This window comes from Actinomadura graeca (genome assembly GCF_019175365.1).
In the GTDB taxonomy this organism is placed as follows: domain Bacteria; phylum Actinomycetota; class Actinomycetes; order Streptosporangiales; family Streptosporangiaceae; genus Spirillospora; species Spirillospora graeca.
The window spans coordinates 3,126,890-3,152,204 of record NZ_CP059572.1 but is presented as its reverse complement, the minus strand read 5'-3'; the positions used below and the strand labels follow the sequence as shown (position 1 = coordinate 3,152,204).

The window sequence follows — 25,315 nt, the reverse complement described above, 5'->3', positions numbered from 1 at the left end:
GCGTGATCATGATCGCCGTCGTCATCGATGCGTACCGGCGCAAATTGGCCGAGCGCATCACCTGACCGGGAGAGAAGGAGAAACACCTCCCATGAAGATCCCCACCCCAGCGCTCACCGTGTCGGCCGTCCTGGTCGCCGCGCTGACCGCGATGTCGTCCACAGCAGCCGCCGCCCCCTCCCAGCGTCCGGCAGCCGTCTCCGCCCAGCGTCCGGCCGCGCCACTCCAGGCGCCGGCGTCCGCCCTCGGACCGCAGGGCAAAGTGATCATCGATACCGACATGGGCCAGCTCAACGACGACGCGGCCGCCATGTTCATGCTGCGCAACGCCGACCCCCGCAACGTCCTCGGCGTGACGATCGTCGCCGGGAACACCTGGTCGGAGGAGGGCACCGCCTACGCGCTCCGCCAGCTCGAAATCGTCGGGGAGCGCCGGATCCCGGTGGTCGTCGGCGCCGGGGAGCCGCTGAACGCCTCCCGCGCGGCGACGCTGCCCGCCGAGGAGAAGCTCTTCGGGAACGTCGAGTACATGGGGGCGTTCTCGCGCAAGCGGCCCGAGTCCTACCTCAAGCTCGCGTCGACGCCCTACGGCGGCTACCCCAAGGGCAGGCCGAGCCGCGAGGCCGCGGCCGACTTCATCGTCGACCAGGTGAAGAAGAACCCCGGCGAGGTCACGCTGTTCGTGCTGGGCCCGGCCACCAACATCGCGCTCGCCGTCAAGACCCACCCCGAGATCGTCCCCCTGGTGAAGGAGGTCATCTACATGGGCGGGGCGATCGACATCCCGGGCAACACCTCCCCGGCCGCCGAGTTCAACTGGTGGTTCGACCCGGAGGCCATCAAGATGACCATCCGCACCCCCTTCAAGAGGCAGACGGTCGTCCCCAACGACATCGCCGAGCGGGTGTTCTACACCAAGAAGGAGTACGACCGGATCGTCGCGGGGCCTGAGACGCCCCTCAAGAAGATGTACAAGGACCTGCACGGCCCCCGCTTCGAGCGCAACCCGCAGTCCAGCTCGTTCGTGTGGGACGCCCTGACGGCCGGCATCTACCTGAACCCGGCCATCGCCACCAAGGTCGAGGAGCGCTACCTCGACATCGACGACAACTTCGGCCCCGACTACGGCCGCGCGATCGGCTACGGGGAGTCCCGGCGCCGCTCGTTCGGCGACCCGGGCAACTTCCCGGCGGGCACGCAGAAGGTCCGCATCCTGTTCGACATCGACCGCGACGCCTTCTGGAACCTCTACATCGACCTCATGCGCCGATGAGGGAATGACTCCGCCGCGAGACCGAGGACGAGGCCGGCGGACGGGCGGTGCCCCCGCCCGTCCGCCGGTCGCGTCCGTCCGCCGGAAGCGCCCGGCGCGTCCTTGACCCTCACACCGGTGTGAAGGCCGATGATCGTCCCATGACGACCACCACGCCCCACGACCCGCACGCGCTCCTCGCCGAGAGCAGGCTCGGAGTCCTCGCCACCATCAAGTCGGACGGCCGACCGCAGCTGTCCCCCGTGATGCCCTTCTACGACCGGGCGGCGGGCCTGCTCTACGTCTCGATGACCGAGGGACGGGCCAAGACGGCGAACCTGCGCCGGGACCCGCGGGCGGCGCTGGAGGTCACCAGCGCGGACGGCCGGGCGTGGGCGACCGCCGAGGGAACCGTGACGCTCACCGGGCCGGGGACCGACCCCCGCGGTCCCGAGGTCGAGGCGCTGGTGGACTATTACCGCGCCGCCGCCGGAGAGCACCCCGACTGGGAGGAGTACCGGTCGGTGATGGTGTCCGACCGCAGGGTCCTCATGGTGATGGCCGTCGAGCACGTCTACGGCGAGCGGATCGGCTGACGGCGAGGACCGGCCGCCGTCGCCCGTCGCCCATCGCCCGGCGGCCGCCGGACGGTGTTGACTTTCGACTCCGCTGCGCGCTCGAAGGGGCCCGCAGCGTCATGCCGCGCATCTCAGGCTGCCGGCCGGGGCCCCGGCGCGGGCGCCGATCGGATCCCCGGTGTGTCCTTTGTCGTGCCGCATTCAAGTGCAATTTCCGGAATGTCGGCATAAGCGGCATGCCATTTGTGTAACCTCCCTCAAGATCATCTGATGGCTGTCCGATGACTGGAGGTTCCGTTCATGACGGCGGATATCCGTCTCACCCGCCGGCGCCTGCTGGGGGGCACGGCCGTGGTCGCGGGAGGGGCGCTGCTCGGTCCCGTGACCGGCCCGCTCCCCATGCCCTCGGCGCAGTCCGCGCCCCGCCTGTACACCCGCGCCGCGTGGCACGCGCGGGCGCCCAAGAAGGGTCCCACCGTGCTGAACCGAAGACCCGACCACATCGTCGTCCACCACACCGCCACGGCGAACTCCGCCGACACCTCGACCAAGCACGCCGCCGCGCTGTCCCGCTCGATCCAGAAGTTCCACATGGACACCAACGGCTGGGAGGACATCGGCCAGCAGCTCACGATCAGCCGCGGCGGCCACCTCATGGAGGGGCACAACGGCACCCTGACCTCCATCAGGGACGACGACCTCGTCGTCGGGGCGCACACGCTCGGCCACAACGACCACACGATCGGGATCGAGAACGAGGGCACCTACATGACCGAGCGGCCCACCGGGGCCCTGTGGGACACCCTCGTCGAGACCTGCACGTGGCTGTGCGCGCAGTACGACCTCAACCCGCACTCGGCGATCGTCGGGCACCGCGACTACAACAAGACCTCCTGCCCGGGCGACGTCCTGTACGCCCGCCTGCCGGGACTCCGCAACGCGGTGGCCGACATGCTCGGCATCCGGCGCGTCCCTGAGGAACCCGTCGAGCCCAGCGGGCTTCCCGGGCCCCGCTTCACCTTCGATCACGGCCCGGCGGCGGACCCCGGGTAGGACCGCCCGCCGCACGGCACCCCTCAGCCGTCCGGCAGGTCGTCGCAGTCGTCCTGCGCGGCCCCCCGCCTACCGTCGGCCAGGCGCCGGTGTCCGGTGACATCGCCCCGACCCGCCTGAGCCGCCTCCTCCCGGCGCCGAGCCGCCTCCTCACGCGCACGCGCCGCCGATTCGCCCGCGGCGGCGTTGAACCGCCGGGCCTGCTCGGCCCGCCGCGCCGCCAGCCCGGCCGCGTCGCCGCCCCCGTCGTCGTCGCCCACCGGGGACGGGGTCACCCGGCTCGGCGCCTCCAGCGACTGCTCCTCGGGGTCCTGCCAGAACAGCTTCTTGTCCGACAGGGGTTCGCCGGAGTCCGGCATCAGCTCCGGGACCTGCGAGCGCAGGAGCCGCCTTATGAGGCGCGCCGCTTCGTCGGCCCTCTGGGCCGTCTCCTCGGCGCGCCGGCGGACCGCCAGGTCACGTGCCCTGCGCTGGGCGCTGCGCTCGTCCAGCGGTGCCCTGCGCCCGGCCGACGGCGCCCGGGCGCGGTCGAGGATCTCCTCGTGGCGGCGGCGCGCCGTCCGGGCGTCCGGCAGGCCCAGCACCGCGGCGATCTGCTCGTATCCCAGGCCCAGGTGCAGTGCACGCCCGAAAAGCGCCGCCTCCAGCCGGTCGGTGTCCTGCCGGGCGGCCAGCAGGACCATGAACGCCGCGCCGACGTCCATCGCCGACGCGGGCCCGGCCGGTCGCCGCGTCCCCTCGTCCCCGGCGGTGTCGCCGGCGCCGTCGTCAGAGGCGGTGCCGTCGTCGTCGGTGGCGGACGGTCCCGTCTCGGACTCCAGCACCCTGCCGACGGCGTCCAGGTCGTGCATCGGATGCTTGTGCATCTCCCACAACACGGCCTCGACGCCCGAGGCATAGCGGGACGTGAGATGCCGGCGCGCGGCGCGCACCAGATCCGGGTCGGGAAGAGGCAAGTGCTCCATGACTCCATGGAATGCTCTTCCGATCTCCGGTGTCCATCCCTCACCCATGGGGGATATATCAGAGAATGAACTTCGGTGGCCCAGGCCAGTACTCGTCCGCCCGGCGGCTCGGCCAGATCCGGGAGCGGCTGCGGGAGCTGCGGGCCCGGAGCAGTGAGCTGGACGGGTCCGCGGACGGCGGGCCACCGGCGACCGGCCTCGTCCACTCCGCCGCGAGGGCCGGGCAGGCCGCCTCGCGCAGGGACCGGGCCACCGAGGCGACGATCGCCGCGTACGCCAGCGCGGGCGAGGCGCACGAACGCGCGGCCGCCTTGCACGAGTACCTGGCCGAAATCGGGATCGGGGACGTCGAGCGTCATCTCGACCGCGCGCGCGTGCACCACGGCCTCGCCGACGAGGACCGGACGGCCGCGGCCAGGCTGCGCGCGGATTCCCGGACGCACCGCACATAGGCCGGTCCCCGCGGGGCGTGGGAGCGCATATGGACACGGCACCCGGGCGCGACACGGTGGTCATCGCCGCCTCGGCCGGGGGGATCCAGGCCCTGCAGACCGTGATGGCGGGCCTGCCGCCGAAGCTCCCTGCCGCCGTGCTCGTGGTCCTGCACGTCCCCCCGACCGGAGGGCGGGCGCTCCCGGGCATCCTCGACCGGGCCGGGTGGCTGCCCGCGGCCGCCGCCGTCGACGGCGAGGCCCTGGAGCCCGGCCGGATCTACGTCGCCCCGCCCGACCGCCACCTCCTCGTCGAGGGCGACGTGATCCGCCTGTCCCACGGGCCCCGGCAGCACGGCCACCGCCCGGCCGCCGACCCGCTCTTCCAGAGCGCCGCGTCCGCCCGCGGGTCCAGGGTCGTGGGGGTCGTCCTCAGCGGCCTGCTGGACGACGGCGCGGCGGGCTGCGCGGCGGTCGAGGACGCCGGCGGGATCGTGGCCGTCCAGGACCCCGCCGACAGCTCCTATGACGGGATGCCCCGCGCGGCGCTGGCCGCGACCGGGCACGCCGTCGCCCTCCCGGCCGCGGAGATCGGGGCGTTCCTCGCCGAGCAGAGCCGCACGCCGGTCGTGGCCGCGCGGCCGCGGACGCGCCAGGTGGACGCCGAGAGCTTCCTGGAGCCCGAGCCCGCGGCCGCGGATCCGCCCGGAAGCTGGAGCGGCATGACCTGCCCCGAATGCGGCGGCCCCCTGAACGTCCGCTCGGACACCCGGCCCGTCCGGTACGCGTGCCGGCTGGGCCACGGCTGGTCGGCGGCCAGCCTCCTCGGCGGCCAGGACGAGGCGGTGGAGCGGGCGCTGTGGATCGCGGCGCTGCGGCTGGAGGAGCGGGTGCGCCTGACCGAGCGGATGGCGGCCGCGGCCGAGGAGCGCGGCCACCTCAGGTCGGCGGACGTCTTCCGTGCCTCCTCGCGGGAGAGCGGCGAGGCGCTGGCGACGATCCGCTCCCTGATCGAGGAGCTCTCGCCGCCCGTCCCCGACGAGGTGGGCGGCAGGGGCGAGACCGGGAACGGCGCGGGGTGACGGTACCGGCACGGGCCCGGATCCGCTCACCGGCCGCGCCGTGAGCGTAGGCTTTCACGGTGGCGGAGGAACAGAGTGACGATCACGAGTTCGAAGATCTGCTGCTGATGCTCAAGGAGACCCGCGGCTTCGACTTCACGGGGTACAAGCCGACGACGCTCACCCGGCGGATCAAGCGGCGGATGGACGCCCTCGGGCTGGCGGAGGTCGGGGAGTACCGGGACTTCCTGGAGCTGGAGCCGGAGGAGTTCGCCCGCCTGTTCGACAGCCTGCTGATCAACGTCACGTCCTTCTTCCGGGACCCGCCCGCGTGGCAGGCGCTCCGCGAGACCGTCCTGCCCGAGATGCTCGCCGCGAAGGACCCGTCCCGCCCGATCCGGATCTGGAGCGCCGGGTGCGCCACCGGCGAGGAGGCGTACACGCTGGCGATCGTGCTCGCCGAGGCGCTCGGCCCCGACGAGTTCCGCGAGCGTGTCAAGATCTACGCCACCGACCTGGACGAGGACGCGCTGCAGCAAGCGCGGGCGGGCGTCTACTCCGAGCGGCAGGTCGCCGAGCTGCCCGAGGACCTGCGCCGCACCTACTTCGAGCCCGCGGGGCCGAAGTACGCGTTCCGCCGCGACCTGCGGAGGCAGGTGATCTTCGGCCGCAACGACCTCACGCACGACGCGCCGATCTCCCGCGTCGACCTGCTCGTGGCGCGCAACACGCTGATGTACTTCAACGCCGAGACGCAGACCGGGGTGATCAGGCGCTTCCACTTCGCGCTGGGGAGTCCGGGCTACCTCTTCCTCGGCAAGGCCGAGATGCTCCTCAACCACGGCGACCGGTTCGAGCCGATCGATCTGCGCAAGCGCCTCTTCCGCAAGATCCCGAGCCGGCGGGCGCACGGCGCCGCGCACAAGGCGTGGGACGAGGTCGAGCGGCCGGTCAAGACGTCGCCGACCCGGCTGGAGCAGGCGGCGCTCAACGCGGGCCCGGTCGCGCAGCTCGCCGTCGACCTGGCGGGCAACCTGGCGGTCGCCAACGCCCGCGCGGAGCTGCTGTTCAACCTGCGCCCGCGCGATATCGGACGTCCGTTCCACGATCTGGAGGTCTCCTACCGGCCGGTCGAGATGCGGTCGGTGATCGAGCAGGTCCGCAAGGACGGCCGCCCGGCGGAGCTCCGCGACATCGTCTGGCACCGGACCGCGGGGACGGACCCCAGCGTCTACCACGTCCAGGTCGTCCCGCTGTTCCGCCAGCCCGGCGAGGCGGTCGGGGTCGGGATCAGCTTCTCGGACGTGACCCATTACCGCAGGCTGCGCGACGAGCTGGAGCACTCGAACCGCGAGCTGGAACGCGCCTACGAGGAACTCCAGTCGCTCAACGAGGAGCTGGAGACCACCAACGAGGAGCTCCAGTCCGCGAACGAAGAGCTGGAGACCACGAATGAGGAGCTCCAGTCGACGAACGAGGAACTGGAGACGATGAACGAGGAGCTCCAGTCCACGAACGACGAGCTCCAGGAGATCAACGACGCGCTCCGCGCGCGCACCGAGGAGCTCGACTCCGCGAACTCCTTCCTCAGCTCCGTGCTGCGCAGCCTCGGCTCCGCGGCCGTGGTGGTGGACCGGGACCTGCGGGTCCAGGTGTGGAACACCGGGGCCGAGGAGCTGTGGGGGATGCGGGCCGAGGAGACGCAGGGCCACGAACTGGCGTCCCTGGACATCGGCCTGCCCGTGCGGGAAGTCCTCCCGTCGCTGCGGCGGCTCCTCACCGGCGAGGCGGACTCCGGCGGGCTGGAGGTCACCCTCGACGCGGTGAACCGCCGCGGGCGCCCCGTCCGGCTCACCGTCCAGGCGGTCGCCCTGCGCGACGAGCGCTCCGGGATCCGCGGCGTGATCATCATCATGGACCAGCTGAACGCCGCGGACGCCTGACCCCCGGACGGCTGCCCCCCGGACCCTGTCCACGGGCCTTGGGCCCGCCGACCCTGCCGAGCCGGCCGGCGGGCGGGCCGTCCTAGGAGCGGGGCTTGTCGCGCAGGCTCTGGACGGGGTGGGGCCCCTCGGTCTCCAGGCGGTACTCGTCACCGAACTTGTCGCGGTGCTCGTCGATGACGCGCTCGCTCGGCGGGCGCTCGGCGTTGATCTTGTCCTGCATCGCCTCGAACCGCCGGTGGGCCTCCTGGACGTAGCCGGTGCCCAGGGTGGTGTAGTCGATCTGGGTGGCCAGCAGCTCCCGGAGCAGGTCCTTGTTGGGCTCGAAGGTGACCGGCTCGGGCAGCGCGGGCGCCAGGACGGACTCGGGGTCGCGGCCGTCGTGGCGGCGCATCAGGTCGCAGGCCAGCCGCAGGTGCTCCAGCTCCATGTTCAGGTGCAGCTCCCAGATGCCCTTGACCCGCGGGTCGCTCTCGGTCTGCATGAACGAGTAGTACAGGTAGCACTCGTTGTACTCGTGGTTGACCAGCCGCTCCCACCACGTCTCGCCGGGGTCGACCAGCGACTCGTAGTGGGTGACGTGCTCCTCCTCGACCATGCCGATCTCTTGGTACAGCTGCCGGGCGATGGGCTCCATGTACATGGGGCCGACGTTCATGTAGAAGTTCATCGTCTGCTGCTCGGCCGACATGATGGTCAGCGCGTGCAGCTTCGACAGCGGCGCCGCGGCCTCCCGGTCGTAGGGCTCGCGGACGTTGTCGACGGGGTCGCGGTGGTGCAGGTAGGTGGGCCGTCCCGGCATCACCTCGGTGAGCTGGTCGATGACCTTCTCGGCCCGGCGGTGCTCGATCATCTCGTACAGGTTGGAGTACCGGTACAGGTGGTCGAAGTCCTCCAGCACCCCGAACTGGTAGGCCTGCTTGAGGTAGGGGTCGGGCTCCTGCCGGGCGACCCAGCCGGTCAGGTCGACGGCGACCTGCTCGTAGGCGATGGTGGTCTCCAGCACCGACGCCTGGCCGGGCAGCAGCCAGTTGACGGTCTTCTGCTGCTGCTGCTCGATGTAGCGGACCCGCGCGAGCTGCTGCTTGACCTCCAGGTCGGGGCAGATCCGGTTGAAGTGGTGGCTGAACATGATCGCCTCCACCTCGATGCCGTTCATCGTGATGATGCGGCACCGGGTGTAGGGATCGGACTCGTCGGGGTCCACGGGCGCGACGTCCAGCTGGTCCCAGTTGCGCAGCTGGTCGTCCAGCGGGATGCCTCGATGTTCGAGCGGGTTGAAAGTCACCGGTTCACCCTTCATGTCGGGTCTGGGTTGGTTCGGCTGTGCGCCCCTACCCACGGAATCGGATTCGGCACAAAATTCCGCCTGCCGCGCGAAAGTTTTGCCGGACCATCGGGACGAGCTCGCTTACCCGTGCCGGCTCCGGGTACCACACGCCCGGTCGCCGCCCGGCGGCACGTCACCCGAGGGAGCGAGGAACGCCATGCGGACCACACCCGCCAACGCCGAGACGACCGAGGACGTGATCGACCTGCTGCGCGCCCAGCACGGCCGGATCAGGGACCTGTTCGACGAGGTCCTCCACTCCAGCGGGCGGGAGCGGGAACTGGCCTTCCGGTCGCTGGTGAAGCTCCTCGCGATCCACGAGACCGCCGAGGAGGAGATCGTCCACCCGATGGCCCGGCGGCTCCCCGGCGGCGACGGGATCGTCGACGACCGGCTGGAGGAGGAGCGCGAGGCCAAGGAACTGCTCGCCGAGCTGGACGGCATGGACACCGACGACCCGCGTTTCCTGAAGTCGGTCGACAAGCTCCGCGTCGACGTGCTGACCCACGCCCGCGCCGAGGAGCGCTACGAGTTCGACCGGCTCAAGGACCAGTTCAGCCCGGCGCAGCTCAAGGGGTTCGCCGCCGCCGTCCGCGCCGCCGAGGCCACCGCGCCCACCCATCCCCATCCCGGTACCGAGAGCGCCACCAAGAACATGCTCGCCGGCCCGGTGGTCGCCATGGCCGACCGCGTCCGCGACATGATCCGCGACGCCCGCGACAAGGACTGACAGCGGCGCTCCCGGCGCGCGGGGCCTTCCGCCGGCCCTCGCGTCCGGGGCGCCCGTCATCCTGCCGCGCGGGGGCGGTCGTCATCGTCGCGGCGGACGGCCACCGGGAGCGGAACGCCGGAGGGCGCCCCAGTCGCCGTCCTGCTCGGCGACCAGCCTCTCGGCCTCCCACAGCACGTCCTCGGCGACCCAGGCGACCGGGCGGAGGCAGTGGACCAGAGGCTCGTTGTCCGGCCCGCGCCCCCGCTCCTCTCCTTCGAGCACCCAGGGCCGCACTCCGGGACCCTTGTCCTTCTCCAGATGGCTGTAGTCGTGCAGGCGCCGGGCGGCCCAGAGGCGCAGCGGACGGGGCGGCCACCACTCCTCCACGGCCAGCGGGTTCGCCGACAGGCCGGGGAGCGGGGCGCCGGTCAGGTCGTCCCTGCTGCTGTTCGAGGCGTCCGCGTCCGGCCCCCGCGACCAGCGGATGAACAGGTCACCTCCCTCGTCCAGCAGGCGCACCAGCTGGTCGAGGGTCGTCAGCGTGGGAAGATCCATCGGCGCCCCCCCGTCCACGACCTCCTCGGTTCACGATCTCTACACGGTTCCCGGCGCCGGGCCGTCCAATCCCGTCGGGACAGCCCGGACGATCGGGAATGGCGGGAACGCGGGGGACGCGCATGGGATCGCGCGTCGGCGGAAGGAGGCCGCCGGTCCGCCGTGTCATTCGCGCGGGCCCTGGAACACGGGGGCGGGCCAAAGCTGATCGTCCGCCCAGAAGTCTTCGAGTTCGTCGGCGGTGAGCTCACCGATAGGGACCGCCCGCAGGGTCCGGCCCGTCCGGGTGGCCCAAATGGTGATCAATGACAAGGCGAGGAAGGCGTCGTCGCCCCGGTCTCCTTCCGGCCGGTCGCCGAGCCATGCGGCGACGTGCGGGTCGGTGGGATCTCTCTGTCCGTTCAAAAAGGACATATTCCCCCTTTCTGGTAACGTGGCCCGCGTGCGTATCCGTGGCGGGCAGTGGGCTCTCACGATGCCGTAAAGTCGCCACACGGCGCGGAAAGATCGCGATTTTCGGACGCATTCGGATATACGGCCGAGTATCCGGATTGCATCCTAGGATGTCCGACCTGCACAAAGTGAGGCGGAGCGCTACCCTTAAGGGGACTTGCGGTGCCCTAAACCTGGTGAGTGGCAATTGTGTCGTGTGACATGACTTGTGGTGGCACCGGTGGGATCATGTCGCTCGACGGCGCAGAACCGGGCACGGTGACGATGAAACGGATCGACGGTATGCCGGACGAGGATCGCGGAAGTGATTACGCACAGGTGCTCAAAGTCTTGGTGTTCAACCGCTCCCTTGCGGCGGATCCTCCCTATCTCAGGATCGACAAGGTGTCGCTGGAGCTGGCACGGTCCTCGACGCCCGTGCACGGGGTCCAGGTCGTCCACCTGCCCAGATCGACCGCCAACGAGCTCATGCGCGGCAAGCCCTCCCGCGTCCGCAAACTGCACCTGGTGGAATCGTGCTGGGCGACGATCTTCGAGATCGCCGTGCGGGACGGCCGGGACGTCACCGACATGGTCCCGCTCGCGGACCTGCGCCTGCACCACCAGGTGGCGGGCAGGCCACCGCGGCCGAAGAGCGCCCGACCGGCCCAGGCCGGTGCCGCGGACGCCGCCCGCGAAGCGCTCGACGGCGTCTGCGGCGCGTCGGCGGTCGCCACGTATCCCGGGGCCCCGTGTGCCGGGCCGTCCAGGGGAACGACGGGTGGACGGATCGAGAGCGCTCGTATCCTGCTGCTGACCGAGGCGAGAGAACGCGCCGAAGACGCGTGGTGGAATTCGCATCGTGACGTCGTCCCCGACTATTTCGAGATCTATCTGACCCTGGAACCCGGACTGAGTGTGATCCGCACTTACGCTCCGAGCCGTATTCCCGGCCTCCTCCAGACCGAGCTGTACGCCCACACGATGATCGCCCTCGATCTTCCGGAGATCAGTGTCCGGGAGCGGGAGCGAATGGTCGCGCTGCGCATGCGGCGCCAGGAGATCCTGCACCGTCCCGACCCGCCCCGATTCTGGGCGGTGATAGACGAGCGGGCGCTGCGCACGACCGATTCCATGGCCTTCATGATGCGGTCACAGCTGAGGCACCTCATCGTGCTCGCCCAGCTGGAGCACGTCACCATTCAGCTCATTCACGAAGAGTCCGCCCAGCACGCGGTCACCGAAGGCCCGATCACCATCATGAAGCTGCCGGAGTCCGGCACGCCGGACCTCGTCTACATCGAGCAGGCGGCCCACGGGCTGTACCCGCATCTGTCGCAGGACGTCGACTACTTCGTTCACGCGGTCACCAGGCTCGCCATCAAGGCGTGGCCGGCCGAGGAGAGCCTCGAACGACTTCGCGGCATGCTCGACGAACTGGAGAACACGGACGGGTAACCGTTTCCCCCTCATCGGTGATCTGGTCTGATGGTGGTGGGCGATCCCCACTCCAGCACCGGACCATCATCCGAAGGGTCACGATGAGTAACGAGGAGTTCTTCGCGGCCGCCGAGCGAGATCTGATGGCGGAAATCGACACCAGCGTGCCGCATTCGGCGCGCATCTGGAACTACTGGCTCGGTGGCAGCGACAATTTCGCCGTCGACCAGGAGGCGGGCGACGAGTACGCGCGCACTTTCCCCGCGATCACCGAATTAGCGCGCGCGTCGAGGGAGTTCCTCGGCCGCGCCGTCCGGCACCTGGCGGCCGACCGGGGCGTCCGGCAGTTCCTCGACATCGGCACCGGCCTGCCCACGGAGGACAACACCCACCAGGTGGCCCAGCGCGCCGCGCCCGAATGCAGGATCGTCTATGTCGACAACGACCCCCTGGTCCTGGCCCACGCCCGCGCGCTCCTGACCAGCAGGCCGGAGGGGGCCACGCACTACATCGACGCGGACCTCCACGACCCGGCCGGCATCGTCCGCCAGGCGAAGGCCCACCTGAACTTCGACGAACCCATCGCGCTCATGCTGATGGGCATCCTCGGCCACGTGGAGGACGACGAAGAGGCGCGGTCCATCGTCCGGCACCTCGTCGGCGACCTGCCCTCGGCGAGCTACCTCGTCCTCTACGACGGCACCGCCACCGACCAGGCGTTCATCGACGCCCAGCGGGGCTACGACGACACCGGCGCCGTTCCTTACCGGCTGCGCCATCCGACCAGCGTGGCCGGTTTCTTCACCGGCCTGGAACTGCTGGACCCCGGCGTGGTGCCCCTCCCGCACTGGCGGCCCGACCCGAGCCCCCTCGGCCGGCCGCGCGCCGTGGACGCCTACTGCGGCGTCGCCAGAAAGCCCTGACACCCGGGCTGCACCACCTGCCCCGCGCCGGGGGCCGTCGTCGCGTGACTCCACCGATGATCGGCCGGTGATGATTAAAACGGACATAACTCCTCAGGTGTCGACCGGGCGACGGATTTTGTACCCGCCGGAATCCGTTTCCCGGTTCCCGCCCTGGACAAACTCGAATTTTAGGCTTTACTGATATTAAGTAGAGTTAGGGATACTAACACGTCGCACGGGGCTCGATCTTGCCGCCTGTCATGATCGGCGGCGGTCGTCTTCGGAGCGCTGTCATCCAGTTCGCACCCCGCCCTGTACCGCATAAATGGCTTGGCCGTTTGGAGCAGCGATGTGGTTTCGGATGCTGGGTCCATTGGAAGTCACCTCTGATAACCGTCCGGTCTCCCTGGGTGGTGTGAAGCAGCGGGCCACGCTCGGTTACCTGCTCCTGCACGCCAACCAGGTGGTGGCCACCAGCGACCTGGTGGAGGCGCTGTGGCCCGCCGGCAACCCGCCCGCCACCGCGCGCAAGGTCCTCCAGAACGCCGTGTGGGGCCTGCGCGGCATCCTGCGGGCGGGGCTGCCCGGCGCCGGTCACGGAGCGCTCCTGACCAGGCAGCCCGGGTACATGCTGCGCGTCGACGGCGACCAGGTCGACCTGGAGGTGTTCCGCCGGGGGGTGGAGGACGGCCGGGCGAGGCTGGCGGACGGGGGCGTGTCGGCGGCCCGGATCCTGCGCGACGCCCTTGAGCTGTGGCGGGGCCCGGCGCTGGCGGACCTGGTGGAGTGCGGGGTGGCCTGGCCCGAGCTCAGCGCCGTGGAGAACGCCCGGCTGGACGCGATGGAGGACTACTTCGAGGCGGAGCTGGCCGCCGGGCACCACCGCGCCGTGCTCTCCGACCTGGAGCGGATGGTGGAGGCCGAGCCGCTCCGCGAGCGCCTGTGCGGCCAGCTCATGCTCGCGTTCTACCGCTCCGGCCGCCAGGCCGACGCGCTGAACGTCTACGGCAGCGTGCGTGCGCGGCTGGTCGAGGACCTCGGTCTCGAACCGCGCCGTGAGCTGCAGACGCTGCAGCGGCGGCTGCTCAACCAGGACGCCGGGCTGAGCCTGCCGGAGGCGGCCGTCCCGCGCGAGACCGTCGAGGTGCGGGGACGGGTGGCGGCCCCGGCCACCGCCCCGTCACCCCCGGTCCCCGAGACGTTGCCCGGCGGCGACGACGGGCTCGCCGGGCGGAACGGGGACGCGGCGCCCTCCGCCCGCGCCGCGCCGGCCGCCGGGCCCGCCGGGACGCGTCCGGCGGAGGCGGACCCGGCGCCGGGCACGCCGCGGCACCGTCCGGCCGTGCCGGAGCGCCGCCGGGGGAGCATCCTGCTGCTGCGCGCCGACCTGCAGTCCCCCGCGGACGTCCACGACCAGCGGCGGGCCGACGACATCCGGGACGGGGTGTTCCGGAAGATCCGTGACACCGTGCGGGCCTTCGGCGGGACGGTGATGGCCTCGATCGGCTCGGTCTCGGTGTCGCGTTTCGACAAGGACGCCGGGGACGCGGGCGACGCCGGGAACGCGGTCCGGGCCGCCCTCGCGCTGCGCTGCGCGCTCGACGAGCCGGCGCTCCCGGCGGGCGTGGCGGACCCCCGGCCGGCCCCGCCGCGCCTGCACGCGGCCGTGGCCACGGGCGAGACGGTGGCGTCCGCCGCCTCGCCGAGCGGGAACCGGCTGCTGCACTCGGTCAACGACGCCGTGCTGCACAAGTGCCAGGCGCTGCTGACCCTGGTGCCGGCGGGGCAGATCTGGGTGTGCGACGAGACCAGGTGCGTCACGCTGCCGGGGATCGAGTACGCGCACGCGGGCGACCACCCGCGCCGGTTCCAGGTGCGCGGCGTCCTCGACCAGTGGCTCCGCCCGGACACGGCGCACCATCTCGACCCCGAGCCGGAGCTGGACATCCTGGGCGGCCTGCTGGAGCACGTCCGGTACCGCAGGATGCCCCACCTCGTCACGGTCGTGGGCGCGCCGGGCATCGGCAAGACACGGCTCCTCGCCGAGTTCAAGCGCCGCGTGATGGGACGGCCGACGGCGACCAGGTTCATGGTCGGCAAGGCGCAGGCCCCCGCGGACGACGGGCTCGCGGTGCACCGGGAGCTCCTGTCGGCGTACTGCGGAACGGCGCCGGGCGTCTCCGCGGAGGCGGCCGGGCGGCGGCTGGAGGAGATGGTCCGGCGGGTCGTGCACGTGGGGGAGACGGCGCGGTGGATGGTGACGGTCCTGGGGCCGCTGCTGCGCCCGGCCTTCCCCGCCCCGGCCGTGCCCCTCGACCGGGCGGAGATCATGGACGCGTTCCGGATGCTGCTGACGGCGGAGGCGCGCGACGACCCGCTCGTGATGATCATCGATGACCTGCATCTGGCGGAGGACGGCCTGCTGGACTTCGTCGAGGACGTCAGCGGGGCGTCCGAGGGGGTGTCGCTCCTGGTCGTCGTCGCGGCGCGGCGGGAGCTGTTCGACCGGCGGCCGGGGTGGGGCGGCGGCCTGCGGCTGCTCACGACGCTGACGATGGGCCTGCCCGCCACCGGAGCGGGATGGGACGGCGTCCGCGCGGGGGCGACGGAGCCCGCGCTCTGCGGACCCGGGAGCGTTCCATGGGACCACACGCGGAACGCCTCGCTGACCTGAGCGGGTGAGAGCGAGGAGCAGGGGGTCTTCCCCTCGCCTGTTTAGTTGACAGATACTACATTTGACGATGACCCTCATATTTCCGGGAGCGAGGGGGAGACCATGAGCGCGTCGCCGACCGAGGAAGGACTCTGGGACGAGCAGGCGGACGACTGGGCCGAGCTGCAGGAGGCGCAGTGCGCACCCCTCTTCGCCGCCGCGCTCGCCGCCCTCGGCGCGGGACCGGGCACGACATTGCTGGACGTCGGCTGCGGGTCCGGTGTGGCGCTGCGGCAGGCCGCCGACCGCGGCGCCGCCGTCAGCGGGCTGGACTTCTCCGCCGGGCTGATCGGCCTCGCCCGCCGCCGGGTCCCCGAGGCCGCCGGGCTCCACGTCGGCGGCATGGACCGGCTGCCCTTCGAGGACGCCTCGTTCGACGCGGTGACGTCGTTCAACGCGCTGCGCTACGCGGGCGACCCGGCCGCCACGGTCGCCGAGTTCGCCCGCGTCACGCGCGGCGGCGGCGCCGTCTGCGTCGGCGGATGGGGGGAGCCGCCCGAATGCGAGACGACGGGCTTCCTGTTCGCCGTCGTCATGGCCCTGCCGGAGCTTCCGCAGGGCAGCGGCGCGGACGCCCCGAACACCCCGGAGCAGATCCGCGGGGTGATGCGCGGCGCGGGCCTCGAACCGGCCGAGACGGCGAAGGTCCCGTGCCCCTTCGTCTACCGGGACGTCGAGGCCGCGTGGCGGGCCCTCGGCTCGACCGGGCTGCTGCGCTTCGCGGTGGACCGGCTCGGCGAGCCCGCCGTCCGGGACCTGTTCGACGCGCACTTCCGCCCGGCCGTCCTGCCGGACGGCACCGTCCGGCAGGAGAACGTCTTCGAGTACTCGATCGCCCGGACGCCCGCCTGAGAACGGCCCTCCGCACCGTCCGAGAGGAGCACCATGCACACAACCCTCATCGTCGCCCGCTTCAGGCCCGGCAGCGAGGCCGAGATCGCCCGGCTGTTCGCCGAGTCCGACTCCACCGAGCTGCCCGGCATCATCGGCGTCCAGCGCCGCAAGCTGTTCACCTTCCACGACATCTACATCCACATGGTCGAGGCGGAGAAGGCCGTGGGGCCCGCCGTGCGGCGCGAGCACGGCACCGAGCTCTTCCAGCGGATCAGCAAGGCGCTCGACGAGCACATCGTCCCGTTCGAGGGCAGGTGGGGCTCGGTCGACCAGGCGTCGGCGCGGCAGATCTACCACTGGGAACGCGGCCGCGGGGTGGTCGCCGGGGAGGGGTCCTGATGACCGGCCCGGGTAGCAGGCCGCTGTTCGGCGTCCTCACCGGGACCTGGCTGTCGCAGGCCGGGTACGTGGCGGCCGAGCTCGGCGTGGCCGACCACCTGTCGGACGAGCCGCGCCCCATCGACGAGGTCGCCCCCCTGGTCGGGGCCGACCCGGACGCCCTCTACCGGGTCATGCGCGCCCTGGCCGCCGTGGGCGTCTTCGAGGAGACCGGCCCCCGCCGCTTCGCCCTCAACGACGAGGGGCGCATGCTCCGGTCGGACTCGCCTGCGTCGTTCAAGCACTTCATCCTGCTCAACGGGCTGGAGCACATCCGGCTGTTCGGCGAGCTGCTGGACAACGTGCGGACGGGCCGTCCCGCGTCGGACAAGGTCTACGGCAAGCACCTCTATGACTATCTCGGCGAGCATCCCGAGCTCCAGGACCACTTCTTCGCCGCGCATGGGCGCACGGCCCCCCGGGTGGCGATGCGGGCGCTGTCGGAGATCGACCTGTCGGACGCGCGCACGATCGTGGATCTCGGTGGTGGCGACGGCGGGCTGCTGGAGCACGTCCTCAAGGACCACCCGCATCTGCACGGCACGCTGTTCGACCTGCCCACGACGGTGCCCTACGCGCGCGAGCGGCTGACCGCGGCGGGGCTGGCCGACCGCTGTGACCTGGTCGGGGGGAGCTTCTTCGAGGAGATCCCCGAGGGCGCCGACGTCTACGTCATCGCGCACTGCCTGCACAACTGGAACGACGAGAAGGCCGCGGAGATCCTGCGCAACATCCGCCGCGCCGTCCCGGGCCACGGGCGGCTGCTCGTCCTGGAGCACCTGGTCGCCGGCGAGGGCTTCCACCTGTCGAAGCTGATCGACCTGCTGATGATGGTGGTGGACGGCCGCGAGCGCAGCGAGGCGGAGCTGAGCGGCCTGCTGGAGAAGTCCGGGTTCGAGCTGCGCGGCGTGCGCTCGGTGGCGTTCCCCGGCCTGCCGTCCGACAGCGTTCTCGAAGCCGTGCCGGCATGACCGGGACGTCCGCGGAAGGGGCGCCGGCGTCATGAGGGAGACACCGGTTCTGATCGTGGGCGGCGGGCTCACCGGCCTGTCCGCCGCGGTGTTCCTGGCGCACCACGGCGTCCCGTGCGTGGTGGCGGAGCGGGCGCGGAGCACGTCCGACCATCCCCGCTTCCGGGGGCTGACGGTCCGCTCCATGGAGCTGTTCCGCCAGGTGGGGCTGGCCGCGCGGATCCAGCGGATCGGGACGCCGGGCGGTGACATCGGCGGGATCGCCCGCGTGCGGGACCTCGCCCACCCGGACGTCGCCTGGGAGAAGACCGCCTGGGAGGACGACGTCGCCGGCCTCAGCCCGTCCGACGCCTGCTCCTGCGACCAGGACCGGCTGGAGCCCGTCCTCGCCGAGGACGCGGCGCGGCACGGCGCCGAGGTGGTCCACGGCGCCGAAGTGGCCGGGCTGGAGCAGGACGGAACCGGGGTCACGGCGGCCCTCCGCGACCGGGTCACCGGCGGGCGGCACGAGATCCGCGCCGCGTACGCGGTGGCGGCCGACGGCGCCCGCGGCCGGGCCCGCGGGCTGCTCGGCGTCGGGCACCACGGCCCGGGCGTGCTCGGACACCAGATCAGCGTCGTCTTCGACGCCGACATCGAACCTCGCCTGCGCGGGCGCGCGTTCGGGGCGTGCTACGTGGAGGCGGTCGGCGGCGCGCTGCTGCCCCGGGACGGGGGGCGCTGGCAGATCTCGGTGTCCTACCGGCCCGACCTCGGCGACCGCGTCGGGGACTTCACCAAGGAGCGCTGCACGGAGCTGATCCGCACGGCGCTGGGCCGGTCGGAGCCGTCCGTGCGGGTGCGGACGGTGGCGCCCTGGGACGTCGGCGCCCTGGTCGCCGAACGCTTCGGGGCGGGACGGGTGTTCCTGGCGGGCGACGCCGCCCACGTCATGCCGCCCAGCGGCGGGTTCGGCGGCAACACCGGGATCCAGGACGCGCACAACCTGGCCTGGAAGCTGGCGGACGTCCTCGGCGGCGCGGCGGGCGAGGCGCTGCTGGACACCTACGACGCCGAGCGCCGCCCGGTCGCGGAGCTGACGCTCCTCCAGGCGCTGGCGCGCATGCCGGCGTCCTGGGCGGACGGCGGCGGCGACGCGCCCGCCCTGCCACCCGCGCTCGACCACAACACCGTCTCCCTTGGGTACGTGTACCGGTCCGCGGCGGTGGTGCCCGAGCGGGACGGCGCAGCGGGGGAGTCCCCGACGGAGGACCCGAGGAACCCGTCCGGCCGTCCCGGGACGCGCGCGCCGCACGTCGCCGTCGAGCACGGCGGCGGGCGGTGCTCCACCCTGGACCTGTTCGGGGATGGCTGGACGCTGCTGGCCGGGTCCGGCGCCGCCTCCCCGGCCTGGTCGGCGGCGGTGCGGGAGGTGGCGGAGCGCCGTCCGGGGCTGCGGATCGCCGGGCGGTTCGCCGCGGCGGCGGACCGGCCCGGGGCGGCGGCGGGCTGGCCCGGGGCCTACGGCCTGGACGCCGGCGGTGCCGCCCTCGTGCGGCCGGACGGCTTCGTCGCCTGGCGCGCCCGCTCGCTGCCGGCCGACCCGGCGGCGTCCCTGGACGCGGCGCTGGGCCGGGTGCTCGCCCGCCGTCCGGTCAGGCCGTGAGGGTGCGCAGCACCGCGGTGACCGCGGCCAGCACGAGGAGGAACGCGGGCATCAGGGCGGGGGCGCGCAGCTTGGGGTCCTGGTAGTGGCCGGCGCGGGCGTGGTACCGGATCGCTCCCGCCATCAGAAGGACCAGGCCCGCGGCGGCCGCCGCGCCGATCCACCACACCCACAGGCCGATCACCAGCCCGGCCGTGGCCGCCAGCTCCAGGGCCCCGATGACGGCGGCCAGGTTCCGCTCGACGCCCATGGTGCCCAGCTGCTCCAGCAGCTTCGGCTGGCCGAGCAGCTTCATCGCGCCGGTCCCGACGAACGAGACGGCGAGCAGGACGGAGAGGATGACGGTAGCCGTGAACATGCCCAGGGGTCCCCTCTCGTCGCGTGATCCACAACCGCTGGCTCGCAGCCAGCAGTGTAGGGACCGCGCGGCCCCGGGAGCCCACCGTCCGGTAACCGGGCGGTAATCGGATGCCGCCCGCGGACGGATGCGCAGGTCGGCGCGGTCATCGGGGTCACCGCGGCGGGGGCCTACCAGGCCGGGGTCCTGTCGTCGTTCTGGATCTTGCGGAGCAGCTGCGCGAACTGCGCGGCCTCGTCGGGCACGAGCCCCTCCAGGTCGACGGACTTGCCCATCGCGCCGATCACCTCGGTGCGGACGCGGTCGCCCTCGGGGGTCAGCAGCAGCTTCTTGATCCTGCGGTCGGCGGCGTCCACCTCCCGCCGCAGCAGGTCCTTGCCCTCCAGCGCGTCGACCAGCCCGGTGACGTACGAGGGGTCGCAGGCGAGCCGTTTCGCCAGCCTGCGCACCGTGGACTCGGTCTTCACGAAGTAGAGCACGCGGGCCTGGGGAAGGGTCAGCCCGAGCCGGCCGGCCTCCTTGCCGAGGCGGTCGTAATGCGCCCTGGCGATGCCGAGCAGGAGGCTCAGGACCTCTTCCCGCTCCAGCGGGCCGAACGGCTGGTTCTCCATGGGTGACATGATAGTTGGTTTTGCCTATCAAGCATTACCCGCCGCTTCCCCGCGCCCGCGGGCACGGGAAGGCGGCGATGGGCGGCCGGTGGGGTCAGCCGTCCGCGTCGTGGCAGTACACGACGTCGTAGGCCATCTGCTCGCCGCGGGTCAGCTCGCCGATCGGGCGGAAGTGGGGCTCGACGGCGGGGTCGCGGAACATGGCCTCGAAGTCCTCGCGGCGCCGCCACTGGGTGTAGTCGATCACCAGGTAGCCGTCCTTGCTGGCGTGCAGGTTGGTGGAGACGTAGCCGGCGCGGTGCCGGATCACCTCCTTGTGCGCCTCGATGATGCGGTCGACGAGCCGCCGCTGGTTGCGCGGCTCGGTGTGGAACACGTTGATGAAGGTCGCGACGTCCTGGCCGGTGGAGATCTCTGCCATCGGCTCCCCTCCCTTGCGTGCCGACAGGGTGATCGTCCCCGAGATTAACAGCGGGGTTCTACAAAAGATAGACACTGTCAACTACATTGGCATCAGACCGTCCCCGGATCCAGAGATGGTGCCCGATGACAACCAGGACCGGATCACCGACACCGAACGCCCTCCAGATCACCGGACTGCGCGAGCTCGGCATGAGCCTCGGCTTCGCCGGGGCCGTGCGCGCCGCCGTCAGGCTCGGCGCCCCCGACGCCCTCGGCGACGAGCCCGCGGACGTGGCGGCCATCGCGTCCGCCATCGGCGCCGACACCGAGACGCTGGACCGCCTGATGCGCGCGCTCACCAGCCACGGCGTCTTCGAGGAGGTGGCGGAGCGGGTCTACGCGCACACCGCCTCCTCCCGCCTCCTGCGCGAGGACGCCCCCGTCGGCGTCCGCTACATGGTCCTCTGGGCCACCGCGCCGTGGACGTGGCGGGCGTGGCCCCGGCTGGACGAGGCCGTCCGCTCGGGCAAGGCCGTGTTCCCCGACATCTACGGCAAGGAGTTCTTCGCCTACCTCAGGGAGGAGGACGCCGCGTCCGCCGAGGTGTTCGACCGCGCCATGACCCAGTCGAGCGCCATCACCTCCGCGGCCGTCGCCGCCACGCTGGACCTGCGCGGCGTGGGCACCGTCGCCGACATCGGCGGCGGCCAGGGGCACCTGCTCCGCACGCTGCTGGAGGCGGACCCCGCGCTGCACGGCGTGCTGTTCGACCTGGAGGGCGTCGTGGCCGGCGCCGATCCGGCGCTGCGGCCCGGGGGCGCGCTCGCCGGCCGCACCAGGATCATCGGCGGCGACTGCCGGCAGGGCATCGGCGCCGGCGCCGACCTCTACATCTACAAGAACGTCCTGGAATGGGACGACGACAGCACCCTCGCCGCCCTGCGCAGCGTGACCGACGCCGCGAGGCCGGGCGCCCGCGTCGCGCTCGTGCAGAACCTCGTCGACGACAGCCCGGAGATGAAGGTCACCACCACCATGGACCTGTTCCTGCTGCTCAACGTGGGCGGACGGAAGCACACCCGCCGCAGCCTGGCCGGGCTGATGGAGCGGGCCGGCATCGAGCCGGGCGAGGTGCGGCCCGTCCCGGACACCAGCCTGCACGTCGTGGAGGGCACGGTGGCGGACGCTGCGGCGGGCACGGGGGAGGGGTCGTGAGCGCCGTCCCGGGAGACGCCGCCGGGCGGCTGCGCGTCATGCTGCACCTGCGCGCCGAGGGCGAGGACGCGCTGCTCGCCGCCTACGACGAGATCCGCCTCCAGGTCGCCGAGGCGGACGGTCACCTCGGCGACCAGCTCTTACAGTCGCTGGAGGATCCGCGGGACTGGGTCATCACCAGCGAGTGGGAGACGGCGGGGCACTACGCGCGCTGGGCCGCGGGCCACACGGTCGACCGGCTGGCGGCCCCGATCGCCGCCACCAGCACCGACCGCCGCCACTCGCGCTACGCGGTCCGCCGCCACACCGTCCTCGCCGGGGAGGGCGCGGCATGACGGCCGGCGACTTCCGCGTCGTCCACGTGGACGCGGTGCCCGCCAACACCCGGCGCGGCGGGGAGCTGCGCGTGATGCTCAGCCCCGCGACGGTGGGATCCACCTCGGGCTTCATGGGCGTCGCGGTGCTGGCGCCGGGCGAGCGCGTCAACGAGCACTACCACCCCTACTCCGAGGAGTTCATCTACGTCATCACCGGCCTGGTGACCCTCGATCTGGGCGGCGTGCCGCACGGGCTGCGCGAGGGCGAGGCGCTGCTGGTGCCCAAGAACGTCCGGCACCGGGTCCGCAACACCGGCGACGCCGAGGCGCGCCTGACCTTCTTCCTCAGCCCGCTCGCGCCCCGCCCGGAGCTCGGTCACGTCGACACCGAGGGGGGACCGGGGTGACCAGGGAGGTCGTGGTCACCGGCGTCGGGGTGGTGACGCCCGGGGGCGTGGGCGCCAGGGCGTTCTTCGAGCTGCTGTCCGAGGGGCGGACGGCGACGCGGGGCATCACGCTCTTCGACGCCGGCGGCTTCCGGTCCAGGATCGCGGCCGAGTGCGACTTCGACCCGGCCGCGAGCGGGCTGGACGGACGCGAGGCGGCGCGGATGGACCGCTACGTCCAGTTCGCCGTGGTGTCCGTCCGGGAGGCGATGGCCCAGGCCGGGCTCACCACCGAATGGGCGGACCCGTGGCGTGTCGGCGTGTCGGCGGGCACGGCCGTGGGCGCCACCACCCTCCTCGAACGCGACTACATCGCGGCTTCCGGCAGGGGCAGGGACTGGCTCGTCGACCACCGCGGCGTCTCGCCTTTCCTGCACTCGGCGTTCTCGCCCGGCCCGCTCGCCGGGGAGATCGCCGAGTCGGCCGGCGCGCGGGGGGTGGTGCAGACGGTCTCCACCGGCTGCACGTCGGGCCTGGACGCCGTCGGGTACGCCTTCCACGCGATCGGCGAGGGCCGGGCGGACGTGATGTTCGCCGGCGCGTCGGAGTCCCCGATCTCGCCGATCACGGTCGCCTGCTTCGACGCGATCCGCGCGACCTCGACGCGCAACGCCGAGCCCGCCCGCGCGTCCCGGCCGTTCGACCGGCACCGGGACGGGTTCGTCCTCGGCGAGGGCGCGGCGATGCTCGTCCTGGAGGAGCGGGAGCACGCCCGCGCCCGCGGCGCCCCGATCCGCTGCCACGTCGGCGGGTACGCGACGCGCGGCAACGCCCACCACATGACCGGCCTCACCCGCGACGGGGTGGAGATGGCCGAGTCCATCACCAGGTCATTGAGCGAGGCGCGCGTCAGGCCCGGCGACGTCGACTACGTCAACGCCCACGGCTCGGGCACCAGGCAGAACGACCGGCACGAGACCGCCGCCTTCAAGCGGGCCCTCGGCGCGCACGCCCGCGACGTCCCGGTCAGCTCGATCAAGTCGATGGTCGGGCACTCGCTCGGCGCGATCGGGTCGATCGAGCTGGCCGCGTGCGTGCTGGCGATGGACGAGGGCGTGATCCCGCCCACCGCCAACCTGGAGACGCCCGATCCGGAGTGCGACCTGGACTACGTGCCCGTCACCGCCCGCGAGAAGCGGCTGGACGCGGTGCTGTCGGTGGGCAGCGGCTTCGGCGGGTTCCAGTCGGCCGTCGTGCTGGACCGGGGGGCCACCCGGTGACCACGGTGATCACGGGTCTCGGCGTCGTCGTGCCCACCGGGATCGGCGCCGAGGCGTACTGGGCGGCCTCCCTCGGCGGCGGCAGCGCGATCGGCCCGATCTCCCGGTACGACGCGCGCCGCTACCCGCTGTCGGTGGGCGGCGAGCTGCCGGGATTCGACGCCGCGGACCTGGTGGAGAAGCGGTTCGTGGTGCAGACCGACCGGTTCACGCACATCGCCATGGCCGCCGCGGACATGGCGCTGCGCGACGCCGCCCTCGACCCGCGGGCCATGGCGCCGTTCTCGATGGGCGTGGTCACCGCCAGCGGCGCGGGCGGCGTCGAGTTCGGCCAGCGGGAGATCCAGGGCCTGTGGCGGGAGGGCCCCGGCGCCGTGGGCCCCTACCAGTCGATCGCCTGGTTCTACGCCGCCAGCACCGGCCAGATCTCCATCCGGCACGGGCTCAGGGGCCCGTGCGGGGTGCTGGTCACCGACGAGACGGGCGGGCTCGACGCCATCGACCACGCCGCCCGCCAGATCCGGCGCGGCAGCACCGCGATGCTGGCGGGAGGCGCGGAGGCACCGTTCGCCCCGTTCTCGATGGCCTGCCAGTTCGGGCACGACCTGCTGAGCCGCGAGCGCGACCCGTCCCGCGCCTTCCTGCCGATGACGAAGGGGGCGAGCGGGTTCGTCCCGGCCGAGGGCGGGGCGCTGTTCGTGCTGGAGGACGCGGAGGCGGCGGCCGGGCGGGGGGCGGACGTCCGCGCGGTCGTCGCCGGGCACGGGACGACGTTCACCGGGGCGTTCCGCCCGGAGCGCTCCGCCGAGGGGCTGGCCCGCGCCGCCCGCGCCGCCCTCGCGCAGGCCGGTAGGGACGCCGCGGACGTCGACGTCGTCTTCGCCGACGGGCTGGGCACCCCGGAGGCCGACGCGGCGGAGGCCGCCGCGATCCACGACGTGCTCGGGCCGCGGGCCGCGACGGTGCCGGTGGCGCTGCCCAAGTCCGGCACGGGACGCGCCTACGCGGCCTCCGCGGCGATCGACGCCGCGTGCGCGGTGCTCAGCCTGCGGGACGGGATCGTCCCGCCCGCCCCGAACCTCGACGCGGACGACCCCGTCCACGGGCTCGACGTCGTCCGCGGCGAACCCCGCCGGGTCCGGCTCGGCACGGCCCTGGTCCTCGCGCGCGGGCTCTACGGCGGCAATTCCGCCCTGCTCCTCTGCCACCCGGACACCTGGAGGAAGACCCATGGCCGAACCCCGGCTCACCTATGAGGAACTCGCCGAGATCGTGGCCCGGTGCACCGGCGTCACGGTGGAGCCCGCCGCCCTCGAACCGCCCACCGTGCGGTTCGAGGAGCTCGACGTCGACTCGCTCGGCGTGCTCAGCATCGTCGCCGAGCTGGAGCGGCGCCACCGGCTCGTCCTCGGCCCGGACGCCGAGGACACCACGACGCCGCGGGAGCTTCTGAACCTGGTCAACGACCTGGCCGCGAACGGAGAATGA

Annotated in this window: 27 protein-coding genes; 20 read left to right on the top strand and 7 right to left on the bottom strand. The window is 72.5% G+C overall.

Annotated elements, in window-relative coordinates; translation table 11 throughout:
• Window positions 1-91 precede the first annotated feature (91 nt).
• The 3 genes from AGRA3207_RS13855 to AGRA3207_RS13845 all read left to right on the top strand — a co-directional run bounded on the left by AGRA3207_RS13855 (window position 92) and on the right by AGRA3207_RS13845 (window position 2,883).
• A complete protein-coding gene (locus AGRA3207_RS13855) occupies window positions 92-1,273 on the top strand; it encodes a nucleoside hydrolase (protein WP_231335033.1) in 1,182 nt (393 codons plus the stop codon).
• A 140-nt stretch (window positions 1,274-1,413) separates the two neighbouring features.
• Window positions 1,414-1,848 (top strand): PPOX class F420-dependent oxidoreductase, encoded by a 435-nt coding sequence (locus AGRA3207_RS13850; protein WP_231335032.1) that lies wholly within the window; start codon window positions 1,414-1,416, stop codon window positions 1,846-1,848.
• Window positions 1,849-2,130: 282 nt separating this feature from the next.
• Window positions 2,131-2,883, top strand: coding sequence for a peptidoglycan recognition protein family protein (locus AGRA3207_RS13845; protein WP_231335031.1), 753 nt, complete (start codon window positions 2,131-2,133; stop codon window positions 2,881-2,883).
• Window positions 2,884-2,906: 23 nt separating this feature from the next.
• Here the strand turns inward: AGRA3207_RS13845 and AGRA3207_RS13840 are convergent, their stop codons facing one another.
• Entirely contained in the window at window positions 2,907-3,848 is a 942-nt protein-coding gene (locus AGRA3207_RS13840; protein ID WP_231335030.1) for a hypothetical protein, read from the bottom strand.
• A 65-nt stretch (window positions 3,849-3,913) separates the two neighbouring features.
• Here AGRA3207_RS13840 and AGRA3207_RS13835 point away from each other — a divergent pair, with 65 nt between their 5' ends.
• From AGRA3207_RS13835 to AGRA3207_RS13825, 3 genes are read left to right on the top strand one after another with little or no spacing between them, the layout of a single operon-like run.
• Complete coding sequence (locus tag AGRA3207_RS13835; RefSeq protein WP_231335029.1) at window positions 3,914-4,300, top strand: hypothetical protein; 387 nt, start codon at window positions 3,914-3,916, stop codon at window positions 4,298-4,300.
• Window positions 4,301-4,329: 29 nt separating this feature from the next.
• Window positions 4,330-5,361: a chemotaxis protein CheB gene (locus AGRA3207_RS13830; protein ID WP_231335028.1), complete on the top strand. Its 1,032-nt coding sequence runs from the start codon at window positions 4,330-4,332 to the stop codon at window positions 5,359-5,361.
• A gap of 59 nt (window positions 5,362-5,420) precedes the next feature.
• Window positions 5,421-7,283 (top strand): CheR family methyltransferase, encoded by a 1,863-nt coding sequence (locus AGRA3207_RS13825; protein ID WP_231335027.1) that lies wholly within the window; start codon window positions 5,421-5,423, stop codon window positions 7,281-7,283.
• Between the two features lie 82 nt (window positions 7,284-7,365).
• Here the strand turns inward: AGRA3207_RS13825 and AGRA3207_RS13820 are convergent, their stop codons facing one another.
• On the bottom strand, window positions 7,366-8,571 hold the full coding sequence (locus AGRA3207_RS13820; RefSeq protein WP_231335026.1) for a hypothetical protein: 1,206 nt from the start codon (window positions 8,569-8,571) through the stop codon (window positions 7,366-7,368).
• A 199-nt stretch (window positions 8,572-8,770) separates the two neighbouring features.
• Between AGRA3207_RS13820 and AGRA3207_RS13815 the strand changes: the two genes are divergently transcribed.
• On the top strand, window positions 8,771-9,343 hold the full coding sequence (locus AGRA3207_RS13815; RefSeq protein WP_231335025.1) for a hemerythrin domain-containing protein: 573 nt from the start codon (window positions 8,771-8,773) through the stop codon (window positions 9,341-9,343).
• Between the two features lie 81 nt (window positions 9,344-9,424).
• On the opposite strand, the gene AGRA3207_RS13810 is transcribed toward AGRA3207_RS13815, so the two are convergent.
• Together AGRA3207_RS13810 and AGRA3207_RS13805 are read right to left on the bottom strand one after the other, a co-directional pair.
• Entirely contained in the window at window positions 9,425-9,880 is a 456-nt protein-coding gene (locus AGRA3207_RS13810) for a DUF6098 family protein (protein ID WP_231335024.1), read from the bottom strand.
• Between the two features lie 165 nt (window positions 9,881-10,045).
• Entirely contained in the window at window positions 10,046-10,285 is a 240-nt protein-coding gene (locus tag AGRA3207_RS13805; RefSeq protein ID WP_231335023.1) for a hypothetical protein, read from the bottom strand.
• Between the two features lie 276 nt (window positions 10,286-10,561).
• Here AGRA3207_RS13805 and AGRA3207_RS13800 point away from each other — a divergent pair, with 276 nt between their 5' ends.
• From AGRA3207_RS13800 to AGRA3207_RS13770, 7 genes are all read left to right on the top strand, one after another.
• On the top strand, window positions 10,562-11,770 hold the full coding sequence (locus AGRA3207_RS13800; protein WP_231335022.1) for a DUF5753 domain-containing protein: 1,209 nt from the start codon (window positions 10,562-10,564) through the stop codon (window positions 11,768-11,770).
• A gap of 83 nt (window positions 11,771-11,853) precedes the next feature.
• Window positions 11,854-12,675: an SAM-dependent methyltransferase gene (locus tag AGRA3207_RS13795; protein WP_231335021.1), complete on the top strand. Its 822-nt coding sequence runs from the start codon at window positions 11,854-11,856 to the stop codon at window positions 12,673-12,675.
• Window positions 12,676-13,072: 397 nt separating this feature from the next.
• Complete coding sequence (locus AGRA3207_RS13790; protein WP_231335020.1) at window positions 13,073-15,331, top strand: ATP-binding protein; 2,259 nt, start codon at window positions 13,073-13,075, stop codon at window positions 15,329-15,331.
• A 102-nt stretch (window positions 15,332-15,433) separates the two neighbouring features.
• Window positions 15,434-16,222, top strand: coding sequence for a class I SAM-dependent methyltransferase (locus AGRA3207_RS13785; protein ID WP_231335019.1), 789 nt, complete (start codon window positions 15,434-15,436; stop codon window positions 16,220-16,222).
• A 33-nt stretch (window positions 16,223-16,255) separates the two neighbouring features.
• A complete protein-coding gene (locus AGRA3207_RS13780; protein WP_231335018.1) occupies window positions 16,256-16,603 on the top strand; it encodes a TcmI family type II polyketide cyclase in 348 nt (115 codons plus the stop codon).
• Complete coding sequence (locus tag AGRA3207_RS13775) at window positions 16,603-17,613, top strand: acetylserotonin O-methyltransferase (RefSeq protein ID WP_231335017.1); 1,011 nt, start codon at window positions 16,603-16,605, stop codon at window positions 17,611-17,613. Before AGRA3207_RS13780 ends, AGRA3207_RS13775 begins: the two co-directional genes overlap by 1 nt.
• Window positions 17,614-17,644: 31 nt before the next feature.
• Window positions 17,645-19,258, top strand: coding sequence for an FAD-dependent monooxygenase (locus AGRA3207_RS13770; protein WP_231335016.1), 1,614 nt, complete (start codon window positions 17,645-17,647; stop codon window positions 19,256-19,258).
• Here the strand turns inward: AGRA3207_RS13770 and AGRA3207_RS13765 are convergent.
• The 3 genes from AGRA3207_RS13765 to AGRA3207_RS13755 all read right to left on the bottom strand — a co-directional run bounded on the left by AGRA3207_RS13765 (window position 19,248) and on the right by AGRA3207_RS13755 (window position 20,648).
• Window positions 19,248-19,616, bottom strand: coding sequence for a DoxX family protein (locus AGRA3207_RS13765; RefSeq protein WP_231335015.1), 369 nt, complete (start codon window positions 19,614-19,616; stop codon window positions 19,248-19,250). The two genes, AGRA3207_RS13770 and AGRA3207_RS13765, sit on opposite strands and share 11 nt — an antisense overlap.
• A 170-nt stretch (window positions 19,617-19,786) precedes the next feature.
• Window positions 19,787-20,227 (bottom strand): MarR family winged helix-turn-helix transcriptional regulator, encoded by a 441-nt coding sequence (locus tag AGRA3207_RS13760; RefSeq protein WP_231335014.1) that lies wholly within the window; start codon window positions 20,225-20,227, stop codon window positions 19,787-19,789.
• Window positions 20,228-20,321: 94 nt separating this feature from the next.
• Window positions 20,322-20,648: an antibiotic biosynthesis monooxygenase gene (locus AGRA3207_RS13755; RefSeq protein WP_231335013.1), complete on the bottom strand. Its 327-nt coding sequence runs from the start codon at window positions 20,646-20,648 to the stop codon at window positions 20,322-20,324.
• A 125-nt stretch (window positions 20,649-20,773) separates the two neighbouring features.
• On the opposite strand from AGRA3207_RS13755, the gene AGRA3207_RS13750 reads away from it, so the two are divergent.
• The 6 genes from AGRA3207_RS13750 to AGRA3207_RS13725 are packed head-to-tail and all read left to right on the top strand — an operon-like array spanning window position 20,774 to window position 25,315.
• Window positions 20,774-21,844: an acetylserotonin O-methyltransferase gene (locus AGRA3207_RS13750; protein ID WP_231335012.1), complete on the top strand. Its 1,071-nt coding sequence runs from the start codon at window positions 20,774-20,776 to the stop codon at window positions 21,842-21,844.
• Window positions 21,841-22,179: an antibiotic biosynthesis monooxygenase family protein gene (locus tag AGRA3207_RS13745; protein WP_231335011.1), complete on the top strand. Its 339-nt coding sequence runs from the start codon at window positions 21,841-21,843 to the stop codon at window positions 22,177-22,179. The genes AGRA3207_RS13750 and AGRA3207_RS13745 overlap by 4 nt, the downstream gene beginning before the upstream one ends.
• Complete coding sequence (locus tag AGRA3207_RS13740; protein WP_231335010.1) at window positions 22,176-22,568, top strand: cupin domain-containing protein; 393 nt, start codon at window positions 22,176-22,178, stop codon at window positions 22,566-22,568. Before AGRA3207_RS13745 ends, AGRA3207_RS13740 begins: the two co-directional genes overlap by 4 nt.
• Entirely contained in the window at window positions 22,565-23,827 is a 1,263-nt protein-coding gene (locus AGRA3207_RS13735) for a beta-ketoacyl-[acyl-carrier-protein] synthase family protein (protein WP_231335009.1), read from the top strand. The genes AGRA3207_RS13740 and AGRA3207_RS13735 overlap by 4 nt, the downstream gene beginning before the upstream one ends.
• Window positions 23,824-25,083 (top strand): beta-ketoacyl synthase N-terminal-like domain-containing protein, encoded by a 1,260-nt coding sequence (locus AGRA3207_RS13730; RefSeq protein WP_231335008.1) that lies wholly within the window; start codon window positions 23,824-23,826, stop codon window positions 25,081-25,083. Before AGRA3207_RS13735 ends, AGRA3207_RS13730 begins: the two co-directional genes overlap by 4 nt.
• Entirely contained in the window at window positions 25,058-25,315 is a 258-nt protein-coding gene (locus AGRA3207_RS13725) for an acyl carrier protein (RefSeq protein WP_231335007.1), read from the top strand. Before AGRA3207_RS13730 ends, AGRA3207_RS13725 begins: the two co-directional genes overlap by 26 nt.

Excerpts from the sequence above, each read along its gene's own strand:
- AGRA3207_RS13855 (WP_231335033.1), top strand. The coding sequence starts at position 92 with ATGAAGATCCCCACCCCAGCGCTCACCGTGTCGGCCGTCCTGGTCGCC.
- AGRA3207_RS13725 (WP_231335007.1), top strand. The coding sequence starts at position 25,058 with ATGGCCGAACCCCGGCTCACCTATGAGGAACTCGCCGAGATCGTGGCC.
- AGRA3207_RS13810 (WP_231335024.1), bottom strand. The coding sequence starts at position 9,880 with ATGGATCTTCCCACGCTGACGACCCTCGACCAGCTGGTGCGCCTGCTG.
- AGRA3207_RS13755 (WP_231335013.1), bottom strand. The coding sequence starts at position 20,648 with ATGGCAGAGATCTCCACCGGCCAGGACGTCGCGACCTTCATCAACGTG.
- AGRA3207_RS13760 (WP_231335014.1), bottom strand. The coding sequence starts at position 20,227 with ATGGAGAACCAGCCGTTCGGCCCGCTGGAGCGGGAAGAGGTCCTGAGC.
- AGRA3207_RS13750 (WP_231335012.1), top strand. The coding sequence starts at position 20,774 with ATGACAACCAGGACCGGATCACCGACACCGAACGCCCTCCAGATCACC.
- AGRA3207_RS13845 (WP_231335031.1), top strand. The coding sequence starts at position 2,131 with ATGACGGCGGATATCCGTCTCACCCGCCGGCGCCTGCTGGGGGGCACG.
- AGRA3207_RS13780 (WP_231335018.1), top strand. The coding sequence starts at position 16,256 with ATGCACACAACCCTCATCGTCGCCCGCTTCAGGCCCGGCAGCGAGGCC.
- AGRA3207_RS13835 (WP_231335029.1), top strand. The coding sequence starts at position 3,914 with ATGAACTTCGGTGGCCCAGGCCAGTACTCGTCCGCCCGGCGGCTCGGC.
- AGRA3207_RS13800 (WP_231335022.1), top strand. The coding sequence starts at position 10,562 with ATGTCGCTCGACGGCGCAGAACCGGGCACGGTGACGATGAAACGGATC.
- AGRA3207_RS13830 (WP_231335028.1), top strand. The coding sequence starts at position 4,330 with ATGGACACGGCACCCGGGCGCGACACGGTGGTCATCGCCGCCTCGGCC.
- AGRA3207_RS13840 (WP_231335030.1), bottom strand. The coding sequence starts at position 3,848 with ATGGAGCACTTGCCTCTTCCCGACCCGGATCTGGTGCGCGCCGCGCGC.
- AGRA3207_RS13775 (WP_231335017.1), top strand. The coding sequence starts at position 16,603 with ATGACCGGCCCGGGTAGCAGGCCGCTGTTCGGCGTCCTCACCGGGACC.
- AGRA3207_RS13815 (WP_231335025.1), top strand. The coding sequence starts at position 8,771 with ATGCGGACCACACCCGCCAACGCCGAGACGACCGAGGACGTGATCGAC.
- AGRA3207_RS13795 (WP_231335021.1), top strand. The coding sequence starts at position 11,854 with ATGAGTAACGAGGAGTTCTTCGCGGCCGCCGAGCGAGATCTGATGGCG.
- AGRA3207_RS13850 (WP_231335032.1), top strand. The coding sequence starts at position 1,414 with ATGACGACCACCACGCCCCACGACCCGCACGCGCTCCTCGCCGAGAGC.
- AGRA3207_RS13770 (WP_231335016.1), top strand. The coding sequence starts at position 17,645 with ATGAGGGAGACACCGGTTCTGATCGTGGGCGGCGGGCTCACCGGCCTG.
- AGRA3207_RS13785 (WP_231335019.1), top strand. The coding sequence starts at position 15,434 with ATGAGCGCGTCGCCGACCGAGGAAGGACTCTGGGACGAGCAGGCGGAC.
- AGRA3207_RS13740 (WP_231335010.1), top strand. The coding sequence starts at position 22,176 with ATGACGGCCGGCGACTTCCGCGTCGTCCACGTGGACGCGGTGCCCGCC.
- AGRA3207_RS13765 (WP_231335015.1), bottom strand. The coding sequence starts at position 19,616 with ATGTTCACGGCTACCGTCATCCTCTCCGTCCTGCTCGCCGTCTCGTTC.